This window comes from Paractinoplanes tereljensis, from assembly GCF_016862435.1.
GTDB classification, from domain to species: domain Bacteria; phylum Actinomycetota; class Actinomycetes; order Mycobacteriales; family Micromonosporaceae; genus Actinoplanes; species Actinoplanes tereljensis.
Genome location: NZ_BOMY01000060.1, coordinates 198,219 through 214,714, shown reverse-complemented (window position 1 = coordinate 214,714; position 16,496 = coordinate 198,219). Strand labels below are relative to the sequence as shown.

General features: G+C 70.1%; 16 protein-coding genes. 10 read left to right on the top strand and 6 right to left on the bottom strand.

The annotated features are described in order from the left end of the window. Positions 1-15 precede the first annotated feature (15 nt). From Ate02nite_RS45670 to Ate02nite_RS49310, 3 genes are all read left to right on the top strand, one after another. Positions 16-561: a GNAT family N-acetyltransferase gene (locus Ate02nite_RS45670; RefSeq protein ID WP_203814234.1), complete on the top strand. Its 546-nt coding sequence runs from the start codon at positions 16-18 to the stop codon at positions 559-561. Between the two features lie 196 nt (positions 562-757). Continuing rightward, positions 758-1,741: a DNA polymerase III subunit delta gene (holA, locus tag Ate02nite_RS45665; protein ID WP_203814233.1), complete on the top strand. Its 984-nt coding sequence runs from the start codon at positions 758-760 to the stop codon at positions 1,739-1,741. Further along, entirely contained in the window at positions 1,738-2,247 is a 510-nt protein-coding gene (locus Ate02nite_RS49310; protein WP_239148193.1) for a hypothetical protein, read from the top strand. The genes holA and Ate02nite_RS49310 overlap by 4 nt, the downstream gene beginning before the upstream one ends. Before the next feature lie 1,064 nt (positions 2,248-3,311). Here the strand turns inward: Ate02nite_RS49310 and rpsT are convergent. Together rpsT and Ate02nite_RS45650 are read right to left on the bottom strand one after the other, a co-directional pair. After that, positions 3,312-3,578, bottom strand: coding sequence for a 30S ribosomal protein S20 (gene rpsT / locus Ate02nite_RS45655; protein ID WP_203814232.1), 267 nt, complete (start codon positions 3,576-3,578; stop codon positions 3,312-3,314). Between the two features lie 128 nt (positions 3,579-3,706). Then, on the bottom strand, positions 3,707-4,663 hold the full coding sequence (locus Ate02nite_RS45650) for a phosphotransferase (RefSeq protein ID WP_203814231.1): 957 nt from the start codon (positions 4,661-4,663) through the stop codon (positions 3,707-3,709). 54 nt (positions 4,664-4,717) lie between these two features. Between Ate02nite_RS45650 and Ate02nite_RS45645 the strand changes: the two genes are divergently transcribed. The 4 genes from Ate02nite_RS45645 (at position 4,718) to Ate02nite_RS45630 (ending at position 8,656) form a co-directional block, all read left to right on the top strand. After that, complete coding sequence (locus tag Ate02nite_RS45645; protein ID WP_203814230.1) at positions 4,718-5,251, top strand: DUF4240 domain-containing protein; 534 nt, start codon at positions 4,718-4,720, stop codon at positions 5,249-5,251. 62 nt (positions 5,252-5,313) lie between these two features. Beyond that, the gene (locus Ate02nite_RS45640) at positions 5,314-6,270 is read left to right on the top strand and encodes an MOSC domain-containing protein (protein WP_203814229.1); all 957 of its coding nucleotides are present in this window, start codon (positions 5,314-5,316) and stop codon (positions 6,268-6,270) included. A gap of 153 nt (positions 6,271-6,423) precedes the next feature. Further along, positions 6,424-8,304: a translation elongation factor 4 gene (gene lepA / locus Ate02nite_RS45635; RefSeq protein ID WP_203814228.1), complete on the top strand. Its 1,881-nt coding sequence runs from the start codon at positions 6,424-6,426 to the stop codon at positions 8,302-8,304. 76 nt (positions 8,305-8,380) lie between these two features. Next, positions 8,381-8,656, top strand: a complete 276-nt coding sequence (locus Ate02nite_RS45630; protein WP_203814227.1) for a GlsB/YeaQ/YmgE family stress response membrane protein — start codon at positions 8,381-8,383, stop codon at positions 8,654-8,656. 111 nt (positions 8,657-8,767) lie between these two features. Here the strand turns inward: Ate02nite_RS45630 and Ate02nite_RS45625 are convergent, their stop codons facing one another. The 3 genes from Ate02nite_RS45625 to Ate02nite_RS45615 form a co-directional block, all read right to left on the bottom strand. Next, positions 8,768-10,399, bottom strand: coding sequence for a PAS domain S-box protein (locus tag Ate02nite_RS45625; protein WP_203814226.1), 1,632 nt, complete (start codon positions 10,397-10,399; stop codon positions 8,768-8,770). Between the two features lie 141 nt (positions 10,400-10,540). Further along, the gene (locus tag Ate02nite_RS45620; RefSeq protein WP_203814225.1) at positions 10,541-11,398 is read right to left on the bottom strand and encodes a hypothetical protein; all 858 of its coding nucleotides are present in this window, start codon (positions 11,396-11,398) and stop codon (positions 10,541-10,543) included. 74 nt (positions 11,399-11,472) lie between these two features. Next, a complete protein-coding gene (locus Ate02nite_RS45615; RefSeq protein ID WP_203814224.1) occupies positions 11,473-12,246 on the bottom strand; it encodes an enoyl-CoA hydratase-related protein in 774 nt (257 codons plus the stop codon). A gap of 37 nt (positions 12,247-12,283) precedes the next feature. Here Ate02nite_RS45615 and hemW point away from each other — a divergent pair, with 37 nt between their 5' ends. Then, positions 12,284-13,486, top strand: coding sequence for a radical SAM family heme chaperone HemW (gene hemW / locus Ate02nite_RS45610; protein ID WP_203814223.1), 1,203 nt, complete (start codon positions 12,284-12,286; stop codon positions 13,484-13,486). A 39-nt stretch (positions 13,487-13,525) separates the two neighbouring features. Here hemW and Ate02nite_RS45605 read toward each other — a convergent pair whose 3' ends face one another. Further along, positions 13,526-14,116, bottom strand: coding sequence for a DUF4870 domain-containing protein (locus Ate02nite_RS45605; RefSeq protein WP_203814222.1), 591 nt, complete (start codon positions 14,114-14,116; stop codon positions 13,526-13,528). A 160-nt stretch (positions 14,117-14,276) separates the two neighbouring features. Here Ate02nite_RS45605 and hrcA point away from each other — a divergent pair, with 160 nt between their 5' ends. Beyond that, positions 14,277-15,299, top strand: a complete 1,023-nt coding sequence (gene hrcA, locus Ate02nite_RS45600) for a heat-inducible transcriptional repressor HrcA (protein ID WP_203814221.1) — start codon at positions 14,277-14,279, stop codon at positions 15,297-15,299. Between the two features lie 37 nt (positions 15,300-15,336). Further along, a complete protein-coding gene (gene dnaJ / locus Ate02nite_RS45595) occupies positions 15,337-16,482 on the top strand; it encodes a molecular chaperone DnaJ (RefSeq protein ID WP_203814220.1) in 1,146 nt (381 codons plus the stop codon). Positions 16,483-16,496: the final 14 nt, after the last annotated feature.

Sequence of the window (16,496 nt, the reverse complement as noted above, 5' to 3'; positions counted from 1 at the left end):
GATGAGAATGCGGGGGTGGAGCGAGAGACGATCACCGCCGGGGACCTGACGCTGCGGCCGTTCGTGGACGATGACATTCCCTGGGTGTACGAGGTGTCGCTCGACCCGGCGGTGCAGCGGTTCCTGGAGCTGCCGATCCCGTACCGGAGGTCGGACGCCGAGTACTTCGTGCGGGAGATGGCGGTCGCGGCCTGGAACCGGCAGACCCGGGCCGAGTTCGTGATCGAGGGCGGCGCGGGGGAACGGCTCGGGCGGGTCGGGTTCGGGCTGGACGGGCGCGGGGCCGGGCAGATCGGCTACTGGCTGGACCCGGCGGCGCGCGGGCGTGGGGTGGCCACCGCGGCGGTGCTGATGCTGTGCGGGTGGGGATTCGAGCGGCTCGGGCTTGCCCTGATCGAGTGGCGGGCCGAGGTGGGCAACGTCGCTTCCCGGCGGGTGGCGGAGAAATCCGGCTTCCGGATCGAGGCGACGCTGCGGCAGCGTCTGGTGCATCGCGGCGTCCGGGTGGACGCGTGGATCGGGTCGATGCTCAGCTCCGAATTGCCGACACGCCCGGGTTAGGCGGATTGGTCAGCATTCGGGGCGGTCGATGGGGAATGCTGACCGTTCGGTTATCGGCGCAGACATTCAGCCTGATCGAGCGACTCTACGACGGCCGTGACATGGCAGGCCGCCGATATGTCTGCTTTCGCATTCGGTGATCGTCCGTCTGCGCGAAGGAGTGAGCCTCGCGGAAACGTCAGGCCCCCGTGCGACGATGTTGAGCGTGAACACCGCACCTCCCGATCCGTTAGTGCTCGTCCTCGGCGACGAGGAGCTTCTCGCCGCTCGCGCGATCACCTCGACGGTCGACGCGGCCCGGGCGGCCGAGCCCGGCGTCGACATCCGGGAGTATGAGGGTGCCGCGATCGCGGCCGGCGAGGTCGCCGAGATGTTGAGCCCGTCGTTGTTCGGCGGGCGCCGGGTGCTGGTGATCCGCAGTGGACAGGACGCGCGGAAAGACCTGATCACCGCCCTGCTGTCCTACGCCAAGAACCCCGACCCCGAGGTGACGCTGATCGTCGCGCACGTCGGCGGGGCCAAGGGCAAGGCGCTCGCCGACGGGCTGCGTTCGGCCGGTGCCACCGTCATCGCGGCGGCCAAGCTCAAGGGTGACCGGGAGCGCATCGCGTTCGTCCGGGACGAGTTTCGCCGCAACGGGGGCCGGTGTGACGAGGCGGCCGCGTCCGCGCTGCTCGCGTCGGTCGGCAATGACCTCCGGGAGATCGCGGCGGCCTGCTCGCAGTTGCTCGCTGACACCGACGGCAAGATCACCGAGGGCGTGGTGGCGCGCTACTACAAGGGGCGCGCCGAGGTGAGTGGCTTCACCGTGGCCGACGCCGCGATGATCGGTGACGTGCCGGGTGCGCTCGAGGCGCTGCGGTGGGCGCTGCACGTCGGGGTCGATCCGGTGCCGATCGCCGACGCGATCGCCGACGGCGTCCGCACGGTCGCCAAGGTGGCCTCGGCCGGCCGGGGCAACCCCTACCAACTGGCCAGCTCGCTCGGCATGCCGGCCTGGAAGATTCAGCGAGCCCAGGAGCGCAGCCGCGGGTGGACGCCCGAGGGCCTGGTCGACGCGATGCGGGCGGCCGCCGACTGCAACGCCGCGGTCAAGGGCGGCGCCGAGGATCGCGGCTATGCCCTGGAACAGGCGGTCTTCGCCGTCGTCGCGGCCCGCCGTGCGGGTGGGGCGCGATGAGGGCGGCGCGGCCCGAGGCGGCCCCTCGCCCGGTGGCCTCCCGCCCGCTGTACGCCCGGCTGCTCCGGCTGCGTCACGTCGCGCCCAGTGGCTTCCTCTGCTTCGTCTTCCTCGAGGGTGCGGTCGCCCTCGGCATTCTGCTGGCGCTGGCCGAGCTGGTGAGCTGGTGGGGCGTCCTGGTCCTGCCGCTGACCGTCGCCGCGATGGTCAAGCTCAACGACACCATCGCCGGCGCGCTGAGCCGCTCGGCGGCCCCGGCGGCGGCCGGCTTCCCGCGTGCGCAGTCTCTGCGTCCCGCGACCGCGACCGGCCCCACCGGGCTGGGCACGCTCGGCGCGACGGCCAGCCGGGCCACCCCGCCGTCCGACCTGGCCGGCCAGGCCACCACCCGCCTGCCCGGCGTCATCAGCCGAGACCAGGGCCCCCCGATCATGCGCCCGTGGGCCGAAGAGGCCGAGGCCCACCAGCAGCGAGTCCGCCAGTCCGCCAGAGGCCGCTACGAATAACCACCACCAAGCGAGCCGAGCCCCGAAACAAGCGAGGCCGAGGTCCTGACCGCCCACTGGCACGACATCCGGCCGGGCCAGCAGGCCGAGGGCCTGAGGCTGTTGCCGCCGCCGAGGTCGCCGCCGCCGCCGCGGTCGCCCTCGCCGCCGCGGCCACTGCCGCATCGGCTGGCATGGGGTCGGGGTGCGAGAGGTTGAGGCGCGGTCAACGCTTGGTCTGGGCATTGAGGGCCGCAGCGCAGACGCCTGCGCCCGTTACGGCACCGCGGACCTGAAGCGCCGGAATCCGGCGCTGAAGGTTGGGCCCGGATCTCGAAGGCTGTCGGCGAGACGCGCATGGCTTGCGTTCAGCGCTGGCCCTGCCAGGCCACTGGTGCGGGGCCACTGGTGCGGGGCTGCCGGCCTGCGGGGTTGCCGGCCTGCGGGCTGCGGACCTGCTCGCCTGCCCGCCTGCGGACCTGCTGGCCTGCGGTGCTGCCGGCCTGCGGACCTGCTGGCCTGCGGTGCTGCCGGCCTGCGGACCTGCCGGCCTGCGGTGCTGCCCGCCCGCGGACCTGCCGGCCTGGTGCTGCCCACCCGCCGACCTGCCCGCCTGCGGACCTGCCGGCCCGCGAGGCTGCCCCCCTTCCGGCCCGCGAGGCTGCCCCCCCTTCCGGCCCGCGAGGCTGCCCGCCTTCCGGCCTGCCCGCCTGCGAGGCTGAGGGCTGGAGGGCTGGGCATGAAGGTGCCTGGGTTTGGGCGCGGAGCGGCCTTGGGGTTGCCACTTACGCAGAATGAAGGGCTCGGGCCGGCGAAGCTGGGCCCCGGCCCGGCCTCGGCGGGAGCAGCGGTCCGTACCACCCACTCAGGCACGACATCCGGCTCTTGAAGTTGGTTTGAACCTAAACGAATCGTCCTTGACGTTGGCTCTGAGCTGGGACGACTCGCTGTTGGTGTTGTTTGGGGCGGAAACGACTCGGGCACCGGCGCGGACGATGGTCCGGCGGTGCCCGGGTTTGGTCGATGACCGGCTCGCTGTGCGAGCTTGGCGCGGCTGCCTCCGTGCTGCCGCGCCCCTGACTGGGTCAGGCAGACAGCGAGGAGATCCGCTTGGCGATTGCCGACTTGCGGTTCGCCGCCTGGTTCTTGTGGATGACGCCCTTGCTGACAGCCTTGTCCAGCTGACGCGAGGCGTCACGCAGCAGGGTCGTAGCCGACTCGACGTTGCCCGCCTCGCTCGCTTCGTTGAGCTTGCGAATCACGGTCTTCAGCGACGACTTGACCGACTTGTTGCGCAGCCGGGCCTTTTCGTTCTGCCGGTTGCGCTTGATCTGGGATTTGATGTTCGCCACGCGACAGCCTTGTCCTGACTAGTGTTCGGGAAACGGACTCTAGCGGTGGTGGCTGGAGCAGCGAACAGCGGCGCGTCACCACACGCGATGAGCCAGACTATCAGGGCCGGGGCGGCCTACCCAAACCGCTACCAGCCACGACGGTCCGCGAGCCAGGTCAGAGCCTGTTCGCCACTGAAGCGTTGGTGCTGGCGACTGTGCGGGGAAGCGCTGCTCGGGCCGCCGTCGGCGCGCACCAACCAGTAGCCCGCCAGGGCGGCCAGCGCGCCGTCCACTCCCTCGGCCGGCGGGTCCCACGGAGCCAGGTAGGCGTCGGCGTCCAGGCCGCTCGCGAAGGCGCTGATCAGCAGCGTGATCGTGTCGAACCAGGGTGCGCCCAGGCAGGGCCAGGTCCAGTCGCAGAGGCGGGCCTGGCCGGTGCGGTCGATCAGGACGTTGTCGATGCGCAGGTCGCCGTGCAGCATGCCGGGGCCTTTGACCAGGTTCGGCAGGGCTTGTTCGAGGGCGGCCAATTCCGGCAGATGGGCGGGGGCGACGGTGTTTCGGGCGGTACGCGGCATTGGCTCGCGGCCCGCCGCTATCTCCGACCACCAGGACATTTCACCCCGGATGATCTCGGCGAGAGGCGGCAGGCCGGGCGTGGTGGGGGTGGTCAGCGCGGCGGCGGCGGTTGACCAGGCGGTCAGGGCGGCCTGGAGATCGGCCGGCTGCCACGGCAGGGCGGGGACGTGGCCGTCGATCGCCTCGAGGCACAGGACGAAATAGCCGGAATGCTCCATGGTCCAGCGCGGGCGGGCGGCGTTGACCTCCACCGGGAGGGCGGCGGTGATCGCGGCCTCCCGGGCGTACCACTCGGCGTTCGGGTCACGTAGCGGCGCGGCCTTCACGAAGACGTGCTCGCCCTCGGCCGTGCTGAGCAGGGCGGCGAAGGCCCTGGTGAAGCCGCCGCCGGCACTTCTTGCCTCGGCGATCGGCGCGCCCAGCCGCGCCGCTATCCCGGTCCGCAGGCTTTTCGGCAGGTCGGACCACTGCGGGCGGACGGCGGTGGCGCCGTACGGAACATCGGGGAGTGAAATCGGCCGCACCCGACCATCCTGCCGTCCCGAGTTTTGTCGTACCCGACTGGCAGGATCCTCGCCATGAGAACCGACGATTTCTGGGCGGTCATCAGCCGCGCGACCGCCGATCGGCCCGCCTCCCCGGCCGAGGTGGCCAAGCGGGCCGCTGCCGACCTGGCCACCCGCGATCCGGAGGAGATCGTCGCCTGGGCTCGTCACCTCGACAAGGTGATGGTCGCCTCCGGCACCGAGGACCTGTGGGCGGCGGCCTATGTGATCCACGGTGGGTGTTCCGAGGATGGGTTCGACAACTTCCGCGGCTGGCTGATCGCGCACGGGCGGGAGACCGTCGCGCGTTCCGTCAAGTCGCCCGATGCGCTGGCCGACCTGCCGGCCGTGCGCGCGGCCGCCGAGAGCGGTGCCGTCTTCGAGGCGGAAGAGGTGCTGTCCATCGCGGCCGAGGCCTATCGGCAGGCGACCGGGTCCGAGTTGCCGGCCGGGGAGACGGCGGCGACCAGGCCCGACGCCGCCGACCTGTGGGATTTCGACAACGAGGAGGAGATGCAGAAGCGGCTGCCGCGTTTGTCCGCTCTGTTCCTCGAGCCGCCGGACTGAGGGCGCCGGATTGCGGCGAAACCGGGTCGCGGTGACGGTGACGGTTCACCGAGACTCGGGGCATGGAGCCTGAGCAGGGAACGGTGGCGGCGGTCAGTTGTAACGACGTGTATGCGTTCACCAAGCCGGTTCGGGACGAGATCGTCCTGATCGCGGGGGTCGGTGTGGAGGGCGACGTCCACGCCGGGGTTTACGTGAAACACCGGGGGCGGGTGCGGAACGATCCGACGCAGCCGAATTTCCGGCAGGTGCATCTGATTCAGCAGGAGCTGTTCGGCGAGGTCGGCGCGAAGGGGTATGACGTCGCGGCCGGCAACCTGGGGGAGAACGTGACCACCAGTGGCCTCGACCTGATCGGGCTGCCGGTGGGGACGATCCTGCGCTTCGGCCCTCCAGAGGGCGCTGAGAGCGCTGAGGGTGCTGGCGGCGCTGAGGGTGCTGGCGGCGCTGAGGAGACGGTGGCGTCGTCCGGCGGCGGGAGCACTGGGGTGTCCGGGGAGACGGCGGCTTCGCGGTCGAGCGGGGCCGCTGAGGCCGCGCGCGAGGGGGCGCACGGCCTCGCTGAGCCCGCCGGGGCTGCGTCCGGGGCGACGGGCGCTGCGCCCGAGGTGGCGGACGGCTGGGCCGGGGTCGGCGGGCCGCTGGCGGCGGTCCTTGAGGTCGCGGCGGCCGCGCGCCTGGATCCGCCGACGGCACGCTCGGCGGTGGCACTCGCGGCGGCCGCCGCGCGGGAGCGCGACCGGGAGCAGGCGCGGGAGCGCACGCGGGAGCAGGCGCGGGACCTGGGCGAGGATTCCGGGCCGGCGATCGTGGTGGCTGGGCTGCGGAATCCGTGTGGGCAGATCAACGGGTTTCGGGAAGGGCTGCTCAAAGAGGTCATCGGGCGGGATGAGAGCGGCAACCTCGTCCGCAAGGCCGGCGTCATGGCGGTCGTTCTGCGCGGTGGGGTCATCCGGCCCGGCTACGTGGTCACCGTCGAGCTGCCGCCGTTGCCGCACGCCTCGCTGGAGCGGGTCTGAGCGCCCGCTGGAGCGGGTGTGGGCGGGGGCTCCCGTGCGGGCGTGGGACGATAGAACGCGTCGGCACTCTGCCGGCGGACCTGGACGGCCGGCCCGCGGTGCCTCGCACCTGCTCCGCCGGTGTCAGTTGAAGCTTGAGAAGAACGGACGAACGTGCCTGGACCGCTCGATCCCGCTGTGAATGTGATCGGGGCTACCGACCCGAGTCGCATCCGCAACTTCTGCATCATCGCCCACATCGACCACGGCAAGTCGACGCTGGCCGACCGGATGCTGCAGATCACCGGGGTGGTCGACCCGCGGCAGATGCGGGCTCAGTACCTCGACCGCATGGACATCGAGCGGGAACGCGGCATCACCATCAAGTCGCAGGCCGTGCGGATGCCGTGGGTGGTGCGTCAAGGGGACAAGCAGGGTGACACCGCGGTCCTCAACATGATCGACACGCCGGGGCACGTCGACTTCACCTATGAGGTCTCGCGCAGCCTGGCCGCCTGTGAAGGGGCGGTCCTGCTTGTCGACGCGGCGCAGGGCATCGAGGCGCAGACGCTCGCGAACCTGTACCTGGCGATGGAGAACGACCTCCACATCATCCCCGTGCTCAACAAGATCGACCTGCCGGCGGCGCAGCCCGAGAAGTACGCCGAGGAGCTGGCGAAGCTGATCGGGGTCGAGCCGGAGTCGGTGCTGCGGGTGTCCGGCAAGACCGGCATCGGCGTCGAGCACCTGCTCGACGAGATCGTCCGGGAGTTCAAGCCCCCGGTCGGCGACGCGGCGGCCCCGGCCCGCGCGATGATCTTCGATTCGGTGTACGACGTCTACCGGGGCGTGGTCACCTACGTCCGGGTCATCGACGGCCGGATCGAGGCCCGCGACAAGATCAAGATGATGTCGACCGGCGCGGTGCACGAGCTGCTCGAGATCGGTGTCGTCTCGCCCGAGATGGAGAAGGCGGGCGCGCTCGGCGTCGGCGAGGTGGGCTACCTGATCACCGGCGTGAAGGACGTACGCCAGTCCAAGGTCGGCGACACCGTCACCGGCAACGTCCGGGCCGCCACCGAGCCGCTGGGCGGCTACAAAGAGCCCAAGCCGATGGTCTACTCGGGTCTCTACCCGATCGACGGCTCGGACTACCCGGCCCTGCGGGACGCGCTCGACAAGCTCAAGCTCAACGACGCCGCCCTGGTCTACGAGCCGGAGACGTCGCTGGCGCTCGGTTTCGGATTCCGCGTCGGCTACCTCGGCCTGCTGCACCTGGAGATCATCGGCGAGCGGCTGGAACGCGAGTTCAACCTGGACCTGATCTCCACCGCGCCGAACGTGGTCTACCGGGTCTACACCGAGGACGCCGAGGAACGGGTCGTCACCAACCCGAGTGAGTTCCCGGACGGCAAGATCGCCGAGATTCACGAACCCGTGGTGCGGGCCACCGTGCTGGTGCCGAACGAGTTCGTGGGTGCGGTCATGGAGCTGTGCCAGAGCCGGCGCGGCAGCCTGCTCGGCATGGAATACCTGTCCGCCGAGCGGGTCGAGCTGCGGTACACCCTGCCGCTCGCGGAGATCATCTTTGACTTCTTCGACCAGCTGAAGAGCAAGACCAAGGGGTACGCGTCGCTCGACTACGAGCCCTCCGGCGAGCAGGTTGCCGAACTGGTCAAGGTGGACATCCTGCTGCACGGCGAGCCGGTCGACGCGTTCAGCGCGATCGTGCACAAGGACAAGGCCTACAACTACGGCGTCACCATCGCGTCCAAGCTGCAGAAACTCATCCCGCGGCAGCAGTTCGAGGTGCCGATCCAGGCGGCCATCGGCAGCCGGATCATCGCCCGCGAGACGATCCGCGCGATCCGCAAGGACGTCCTGGCCAAGTGCTACGGCGGTGACATCACCCGTAAGCGCAAACTGCTCGAGAAGCAGAAAGAGGGCAAGAAGCGGATGAAGATGGTCGGCCGGGTGGAAGTGCCGCAGGAGGCCTTCATCGCCGCCCTCTCGACATCCGACTCCGGGGACACCAAGGGAGCAACCAAGAAATAAGTCGGTTTGGTTTCTCCGAAGGTCGGGAAATCTGAGGCTCGACGGACGCAACGAGCTTCATCCCCCAGGAGGAACCATGACTGTCACCGGCATCATCACCGCTCTTATCGTCGGCCTCATCATCGGCGCGCTGGGCCGCCTGGTCGTACCCGGTAAGCAGAACATCCCGATCTGGCTGACCCTGGTCATCGGTGTGGTGGCCGCGCTGCTCGGCACCGTGATCGCCCGCGCGATCGGTGTTGCTGACACCAAGGGCTTCGACTGGACCGAGCTGCTCTTCCAGATCGTTCTGGCCGCCGTCGGTGTCGCCCTGGTCGCCGGCGTCGGCAGCCGTCGTCGCATCACCCGATAAGCGAGACGCCAGCACAGACGCGGTATCACCCAGCGACGCCGCGGGATGAAATGAGGCGCCGGACCGGCAACGGTCCGGCGCTTCACCATGTGCGGGAAAACCGGGAAGAAATCAGTACCGGAATTTGTGCTGAGCGCTCCGGCGATTGATCCAGGCCGGCAGTTCGTCGACGTGGTCGCGGTGCGGATGCTGCTCCTGCGGGTCGTGGCCGTCGGTCACGTTGCGCATGGTGACCACATAGCCCTGGACCAGGCGGTCCTCGCGCAGGTCGCGGTAGGTGGCCTCGACCAGGATCTGGGTCTCGTCGGACCGGCGCAACGCGCAGAACAGTTTGCCGTCGCCGTTCGACTGGAACGCGCGGCGGACCGGGCTCTGGTCGTCCGGGTGGACCAGATCGGTGAGGGTGGCCAGCGGCGACAGTTCGTCCTGGCCGAGCAGCTTGCGCACGGCCGGGCTGGCGTACCGGATGCGCTGGTCGTCGTCGATCACCAGCATCAGCTCGGCGGTGTTGCTGATCACCGTGCGCAGGTACTGATCGCTGTCCCGGCGACCGACCGCCTCGACCAGCATGATCCGGTCGAGGGCCATGGCGGCCTGACCGGCCAGCACCTCGAGCGCGTCGTGGGTCGCGGCCAGCAGGTCGCGGCGGGCGGTCACGATCAGGGCGCCGCCGCTCGGCCGGGCCACGGCCATCGGTTCCAGCCACAGTGGGCAGACCAGCGTGCCGTAGTCGCCGTCCTTGTTGGCCAGCCAACTGCGCCGGTGCGGCCCGGACCCGGTCGGCTCGGCTGACAGGCCGGCCTCGGCGAGTTTGCGGTTGTCGGTGGCGAAGAGCACCGAGGTCGCCGGTAGCAGCTGGCCGACCGCGGCGTGCACGGCTTCCTCCACCGCGCGCTGGTCGGCCGCGGCCACCAGGGCGCCGCTGGCGGTGCGGAGTGCGCGTTCCCGGGCCGCGGCCCGGCCGTTCTGCATCACCGAGTCGGCCAGCCGGGTGATGGTGAGCAGCAGGGTGATGCCGCCGACCACCGCGATCACCACGCCGTCCTGGACCCCGCCGTTCAGCGCCTCGATCAGCAGCACGGTCGGCGGGGTCGCCACCGAGGCGCACAGCAGCACCGCCCAGTGGCCGCGCCACTGGGTCGGGCTCGGCGGCATCGGCTCGGTGAGCCTCTTCATCGACGGGTGCAGCGCGGCCAGACCCCACGTCACGTACAGCACGATGTAGCCGGTCTCGGTGACCCAGCCCTCGGCCATCGGGTAGACGACGTCGCTGATCAGCATGCCGATCGAGCCGGCCAGCAGCAGGCTCGCGGACACGTTGCGGCCGGCCGCCAGCACCAGCCGGACGGCGACCGCGATCAGCACCAGGTCGCCGATCACGTCGGCGGCCGAGATCTTGCCGATGGTGCCCTGGTCGCCGATCAGGAAGACCCAGATCACCAGCAGCGTGGTGCATGAGGCGGCGAGCAGGTCGATCAGCCTGGCCCGGTCACCGAGCAGCGAACCGAACCGGGTGAACTGCAGCAGCGCGGCCGCGACCAGCAGGAACATCGAAAGGTAGAAGGTCTCGGCGACGCTGTCGGCCTTGATCGCGTAGAAGATGTCGCCGATCGCGAGGCTGGCCACCGATCCGGCGAGAAGCGTCCATGGGCCGATGCGAGCCGGCCGGTGCCATCGGACGCCGACGATGATCGCCAGACAGCTCGTGGCACCCAGCAGAATCCATTCGATGGCCCTTGACACGTCCTACTTAGTACCAGGGCGGTAGCTGTCTGTCCATGCGGCTATATACGCTCAGCGATTGTTCAGCGGAAACGGCGAACATCACCCTGAGCTACCGACAGGTACGGCACTTTTGATGCCGGAGGGCAACAAACTCGGACGTCAACTGAACACCTGAGCGATCACTTGGCGTTCGTCGGCACCACCGTCCGCCGTCACCTTCTGCCACTTGCCGTCCGGCGCGTGCCACTCAAGATCGGCGAAACGTACCCGTTCGAGACCGGTGGCCGAGGCGTGCGACACCAGCCAATGCGCGTACCTCCAGCCCGTACTCGCATCGGAGACCGCGACCGTGAGCCCGGCCGCCTGCGCGGCCGCCGGGGTTTTCGCCAGGCCCTTGCCCCAGTCGAGCTTGAGGTTCTGCAGCAGCGCGGTCGCGGCGGCGGCGCCGCGCAGCACCGGCGAACCGGACACCGTGCAGGCCACCGCTCCGGTCGCCCGGCCGGTCAGGGCTCGAGCCAGCACCGCCGACTCGTCGGCCCACTTCTCGTAGGCGTTCGGGTAGGCCGAGCGCTGCACCTTCTGCGCGGCGTCGGTGACCCGCATCTTCTGGTAGCCCTTGACCTTCTTGAGGGCGGTGTAGAACTTGTCCGCCGCGTACCTCGGGTCCTTGATCTTCTCGACCGTGCCCCAGCCCTGGCTGGGGCGTTGCTGGAAGAGGCCGACCGAGTCGCGGTCGCCGTCGTCGAGATTTTCCAGCTTGGATTCCTGCAGCGCGGTGGCCAGCGCGATCACGACGGCCCGCTCCGGCATGCCGCGCCGGATGCCGACCGCGGTGATGGTCGCCGCGTTGGCCATCTGCACCGAGTCGAGGGTGACCTCGCCGTCGGCCTTCACGGTGCACTCGGGCCCGAGGCTCGGCAGCTTGATGTCGCTGGGCAGGTTGTTGACCACGACCACCACGCCCAGCACACCGACCAGTGCGAGCAGCACGACCACCACGGCTGGTGTCCTGCGCACTCACACCTCCTCGACGCGCCCCGCGAAACGGGGCTCAGGCAACAAGAGTAGTCAACGACCGCACCGGCCGACCGTCACTGCTGGTCGGGGACCCAGGCCGCCGGGCGTTTCTCCCGGAAAGCGGTCACGCCCTCGCGGCCTTCGGCCGATCGGAAATAACCCCCGGACCGCTCGGCCAGGCCGGCCAGTTCGGCTCGGATCGAGGCTTCCGGCGTACGCCGTAGAAGCTGTTTGGTACCGGCCAGCGCGAGCGGGCCGCCCTGCACCAGCGCGGTGCAGTAGCCGGCGACCGCGGCGTCCAGGCCCTCGGCCGGGACCGCGGCCGTAACCAGGCCGACCTCCGCCGCCCGGGTCCCGTCGAAGACGTTGCCGGTGAGATAGAGCTCGGTGGCCGCCCGCGGGGTCAGCCGGGGCAGCACGGTGGCGCTGATCACCGCGGGGATCACACCCAGGCGCACCTCGGTGAACGCGAACGTCGCCTCGCGGGCGCAGACCGCGATGTCGGCCGCCGCGATCAGGCCGAGCCCACCGGCCCGGGCCGGGCCGCCGACCCGCGCCACCACCGGCTTGGGGAACTCCCAGAGCGCGGCCAGCACGTCGGCCAGTTTCTCGGCCGGCACCCGGCCGGCCTCGCGGGCCTCGGCGGTCTCCTTGAGATCGGCGCCGGAGCAGAAGACCGGGCCGGTGTGCGAGAGCACCACGACGCGCACCGCGGAGTCGGTCAGCGCGGCGCCGAGGGCGTCCAGGAGCTGGGTCATCAGGGGGGTGGAGAGGGCGTTGCGGTTGGCGGGGCTGTCCAGGGTCACGGTGGTCACCCCGGCGGCTGTGGCGGAACGGACCAGATCCATGGCCGGAACCCTATCGGGGGGAGTGCACACTTGTCGGATGGCCGGTGCGCTTCCCGATGGTGATCCTGTTCCGCTGGACGGGTCGCTCCCGCACGCCGCCGCGGCGGCCGCCGGCCGGAACGGATTCGCGGTCTATGTCCACGTTCCGTTCTGTGCGAGTCGATGCGGGTATTGCGACTTCAACACCTATACCGCCAGCGAACTGGGCGGAGGGGCCAGTCGCGACGAATACGCCGACACGGTTCTGCGTGAGCTTCGCCTCGCCCAAAACACTATAAATCCGGAAAAAGTGGACACGGTGTTCATCGGCGGCGGCACCCCGACGCTGCTCGGTGCCGATGATCTCGGCCGGATCCTCGAGGGCATCGACAAGACGTGGGGGCTGGCCGCCGACGCCGAGATCACCACCGAGGCCAACCCGGAGTCGGTGACCCCCGAATACCTGCGCACGTTGCACCGCCACGGCTTCACCCGGATCAGCCTGGGCATGCAATCGGCCAGCCCCACGGTGCTGCGGATCCTCGACCGCAAGCACACCGCCGGCCGGGCGCCCGAGGCCGCCCGGGAGGCCCGCGAGGCCGGCTTCGAGCACGTCAACCTCGACCTGATCTACGGGACCCCGGGGGAGACGGCCGACGACTTCGCCGCCTCGCTGCAAACCGTGATCGAGGCGGGTGCCGACCACGTCAGTGCGTACGCGCTGATCGTCGAGGACGGCACCCGGATGGCCGTCCGGATGCGTCGCGGCGAGCTCCCGTACCCGTCCGACGACGTCGCCGCCGACCGCTACCTGGCTGCCGAGGCGGCCCTGACCGCGGCCGGTTTCGACTGGTACGAGGTGTCCAACTGGGCGAAGGGCGCGGACGCCCGCTGCCGGCACAACCTGCTCTACTGGACCGGCGCCGACTGGTGGGGGCTCGGCCCGGGCGCGCACAGTCACGTCGGCGGGGTGCGCTGGTGGAACGTCAAGCATCCGACGGCGTACGCGAAAAGGCTGGCCGACGGTCATTCGCCGGGTCACGCCCGGGAGATCCTTACCGACGACGACCGGCGGGTCGAGGACATCATGCTGCGGGTGCGCCTGCGCGACGGCATCCCGCTGGCCGGGCTCGACGCGGCCGGCGCGAAGCAGGCTCTGGCCGACGGCCTGCTGGAGCCGGCGGCGTACGCGGAGGGGCAACTCGCGCTGACCCTCCGGGGCCGCCTGCTGGCCGACGCCGTCATCCGCGACGTCGTATGAGGGCGCCGGGCCCCCCGACCCGGCGCTTCGGAACGACCGCTACTTGATGATCGAAACCGTCATCGGGTAGTTGTACGGCTGGTTGTTGCTGGCCTTCACGCCGGCGATGACACCGAAGACGATCCCGATGACCATCGCGGCGAAACCGACGAAGATGCCGATGATGATGCAGGACAGGATCCAGCCGACGAGCGCGATGATCGACCAGAGGATCTGGAAGTTCAGCGCCTTGACGGCCTCGGCCCGCACCTGAGGCGACTGCGGGCCCCGGGCCAGCAGTGCGACGAGCGGGGCGATCCAGCCCGCGCAGCCGCCACCGAGGAAGGCGCCGGCCGCGCCCCCGAAGTGTGCGACCAGGATCCAGGTGCGGTCGTCACCGGCGATGGTGCCGCCGGCCGGAGCGCCGTACCCGTACTGCTGCGGGGGCGGGTTGTAGCCGCCGGGCGGCGGACCGTAACCGCCGCTGGGCGGCGGGGCGTACCCACCGTTGGGCGGCGGCGGGGCAGCGGGCCCGCCGGACGAGGGAGGCGGTACCGAACCCGAGGTCGGGTCGTTACCGGCATATGGGTTGAATGGCGCCGTGGGATCGTTCTGATTACCTTCACCAGGCGGGCGAGGCGGTTCTGTCATGGCTGACACCGTAGGACCGCAGCTCAACCGGGTACAGAGCGACATGCACTCGGAGTCGATGAATAGACAGAGCCACTCGATCATCGCGCTGCCGCCTGCGGCGACGTAGACTGGCACTCTGTCTCCAGGAGTGCCAGCACAAGACGAGGGAGGGGTCATAGTGAGTCTGGATGACCGCAAGCTCGAAGTGCTGCGGGCAATCGTCGAGGACTACGTCGAGACCCAGGAGCCGGTCGGCAGCAAGTCACTGGTCGAGCGGCATCAGCTCGGCGTCTCCCCGGCCACGGTGCGCAACGACATGGCCGTGCTGGAGGAGGAGGGCTACATCCGGCAGCCGCACACCAGTGCCGGCCGGGTGCCCACCGACGCCGGTTACCGGCTGTTCGTCGACCGGCTGTCCCGGGTCAAGCCGCTGAGCCCGGCCGAGCGCCGGGCGATCGAGCGCTTCCTGATCGGTGCGGTCGACCTCGACGACGTGGTGCATCGCACAGTCCGGCTGCTCGCCCAGCTGACCCGGCAGGTCGCGGTCGTGCAATATCCGTCGCTGGCCCGCTCCTCGGTGCGCCATCTGGAACTTGTCCCGATCTCCACCACCCGGATCATGCTGGTGATGATCGCCGACACCGGCCGGGTTGAGCAGCGGCTGGTCGAGCTCCCGGCCCCGGCGACCCCCGACGACGTGATGGAGTTGCGCCGCAAGGCCAACGAGAAACTCGCCGGTCAGCGGCTGTCCGACACCCCGCCGCTGGTGGCGTCCCTGGTCGACGAGTGCGCACCGGACCGCCGCGGCACGATGGCCTGCCTGGCCAGCGTGCTGCTGGAAACCCTCGTCGAGCGCAGCGAGGAACGCCTGATGCTCGCCGGAACGGCGAACTTGACTCGGGGAGGTGTGCTGGACTTCCAGGGCACACTTCGTCCCGTGCTCGAGGCCCTCGAGGAGGAGGTCATCCTGCTCAAGCTCATCGGCGACCTGGAACCGAGCAAGACCCGGGTGCGCATCGGCGACGAGAACGAGATCGACAACCTGCGCTCGACCTCGGTGGTCAGCACCGGCTACGGGCCGGGCGCGACTATCGTCGGTGGGCTTGGTGTGCTCGGCCCCACCCGGATGGACTACCCCGGCACCATCGCCACGGTGCGAGCGGTGGCACGCTACGTGGGCGATCTGCTGGCACAGAATTGACGACGGAACCGCGCTGACATTGAGGACTCCAAACCCCGTGGCCAAGGATTACTACGGCATTCTCGGCGTGAGCCGGGAGGCGACCGACGACGAGATCAAGCGCGCCTACCGCAAACTGGCTCGGCAATTCCACCCCGACGTCAATCCGGACCCGGAAGCGCACGAGAAGTTCAAGGACATCAACGCGGCCTACGAGGTTCTGTCCGACGACCAGAAGCGGCAGATCGTCGACCTCGGCGGTGACCCGCTCGCGCCCGGTGGCGGCGTCGGTCCCGGTGGCCCCGGTGGTGGCCCGGGCGGCCCGTTCGTCGGTTTCCAGGACATCATGGACGCGTTCTTCGGCACTGCCGCCGGCGGCGGCAACCGGGGTCCGCGCCCGCGCACCCGCCCCGGCGCCGACGCGATCCTGCGTCTCGAACTCGACCTGGTGGAGACCGCGTTCGGCGTCGAGGCGCCGATCACCGTCGACACCGCGGTCCTGTGCACCCAGTGCTCCGGCGCCGGCACCGCGCCCGGCACCCACCTGGCCACCTGCGAGACCTGCGGCGGCCGCGGTGAGGTGCAGAGCGTGCAGCGCACATTCCTCGGCCAGGTCGTCTCGTCCCGCCCCTGCTCCACCTGCCAGGGCCACGGCACGGTCATCCCGCACCCCTGCCCCACCTGCGCCGGCGACGGCCGGGTGCGCACCCGTCGCTCACTCACCGTGAAGATCCCGGCGGGCGTCGAGGACGGCATGCGCATTCGCCTGGCCCAGCAGGGCGAGGTCGGGCCCGGCGGCGGCACCGCCGGTGACCTCTACGTGGAGATCAGTGAGCGGCCGCACGACGTCTACTCCCGCAAGGGCGACGACCTGCACTGCCGGGTCACGCTGCCGATGACCGCGGCCGCGCTCGGCACCCGCCTGACGATCAAGACGCTGGACAGCGAAGAGGCGATCGAGGTCAAGAACGGCACACAACCCGCCAGCACGCTGCGCATCCGCGGCAAGGGCGTGCCGCACCTGCGTGGCCAGGGCCGCGGCGACCTCTTCGTGCACCTGGACGTGAAGACGCCGACCAAGCTGACCGCCGACCAGGAACGCATGCTGCGCGATTTCGCCAAGACCCGCGGCGAGGACGTGGCCGAGCTGAGCAAGCAGGGCGGCTTCTTCAGCCGGATGCGCGACGCTTTCAACGGCCATTAAATTCAAGATGTCGT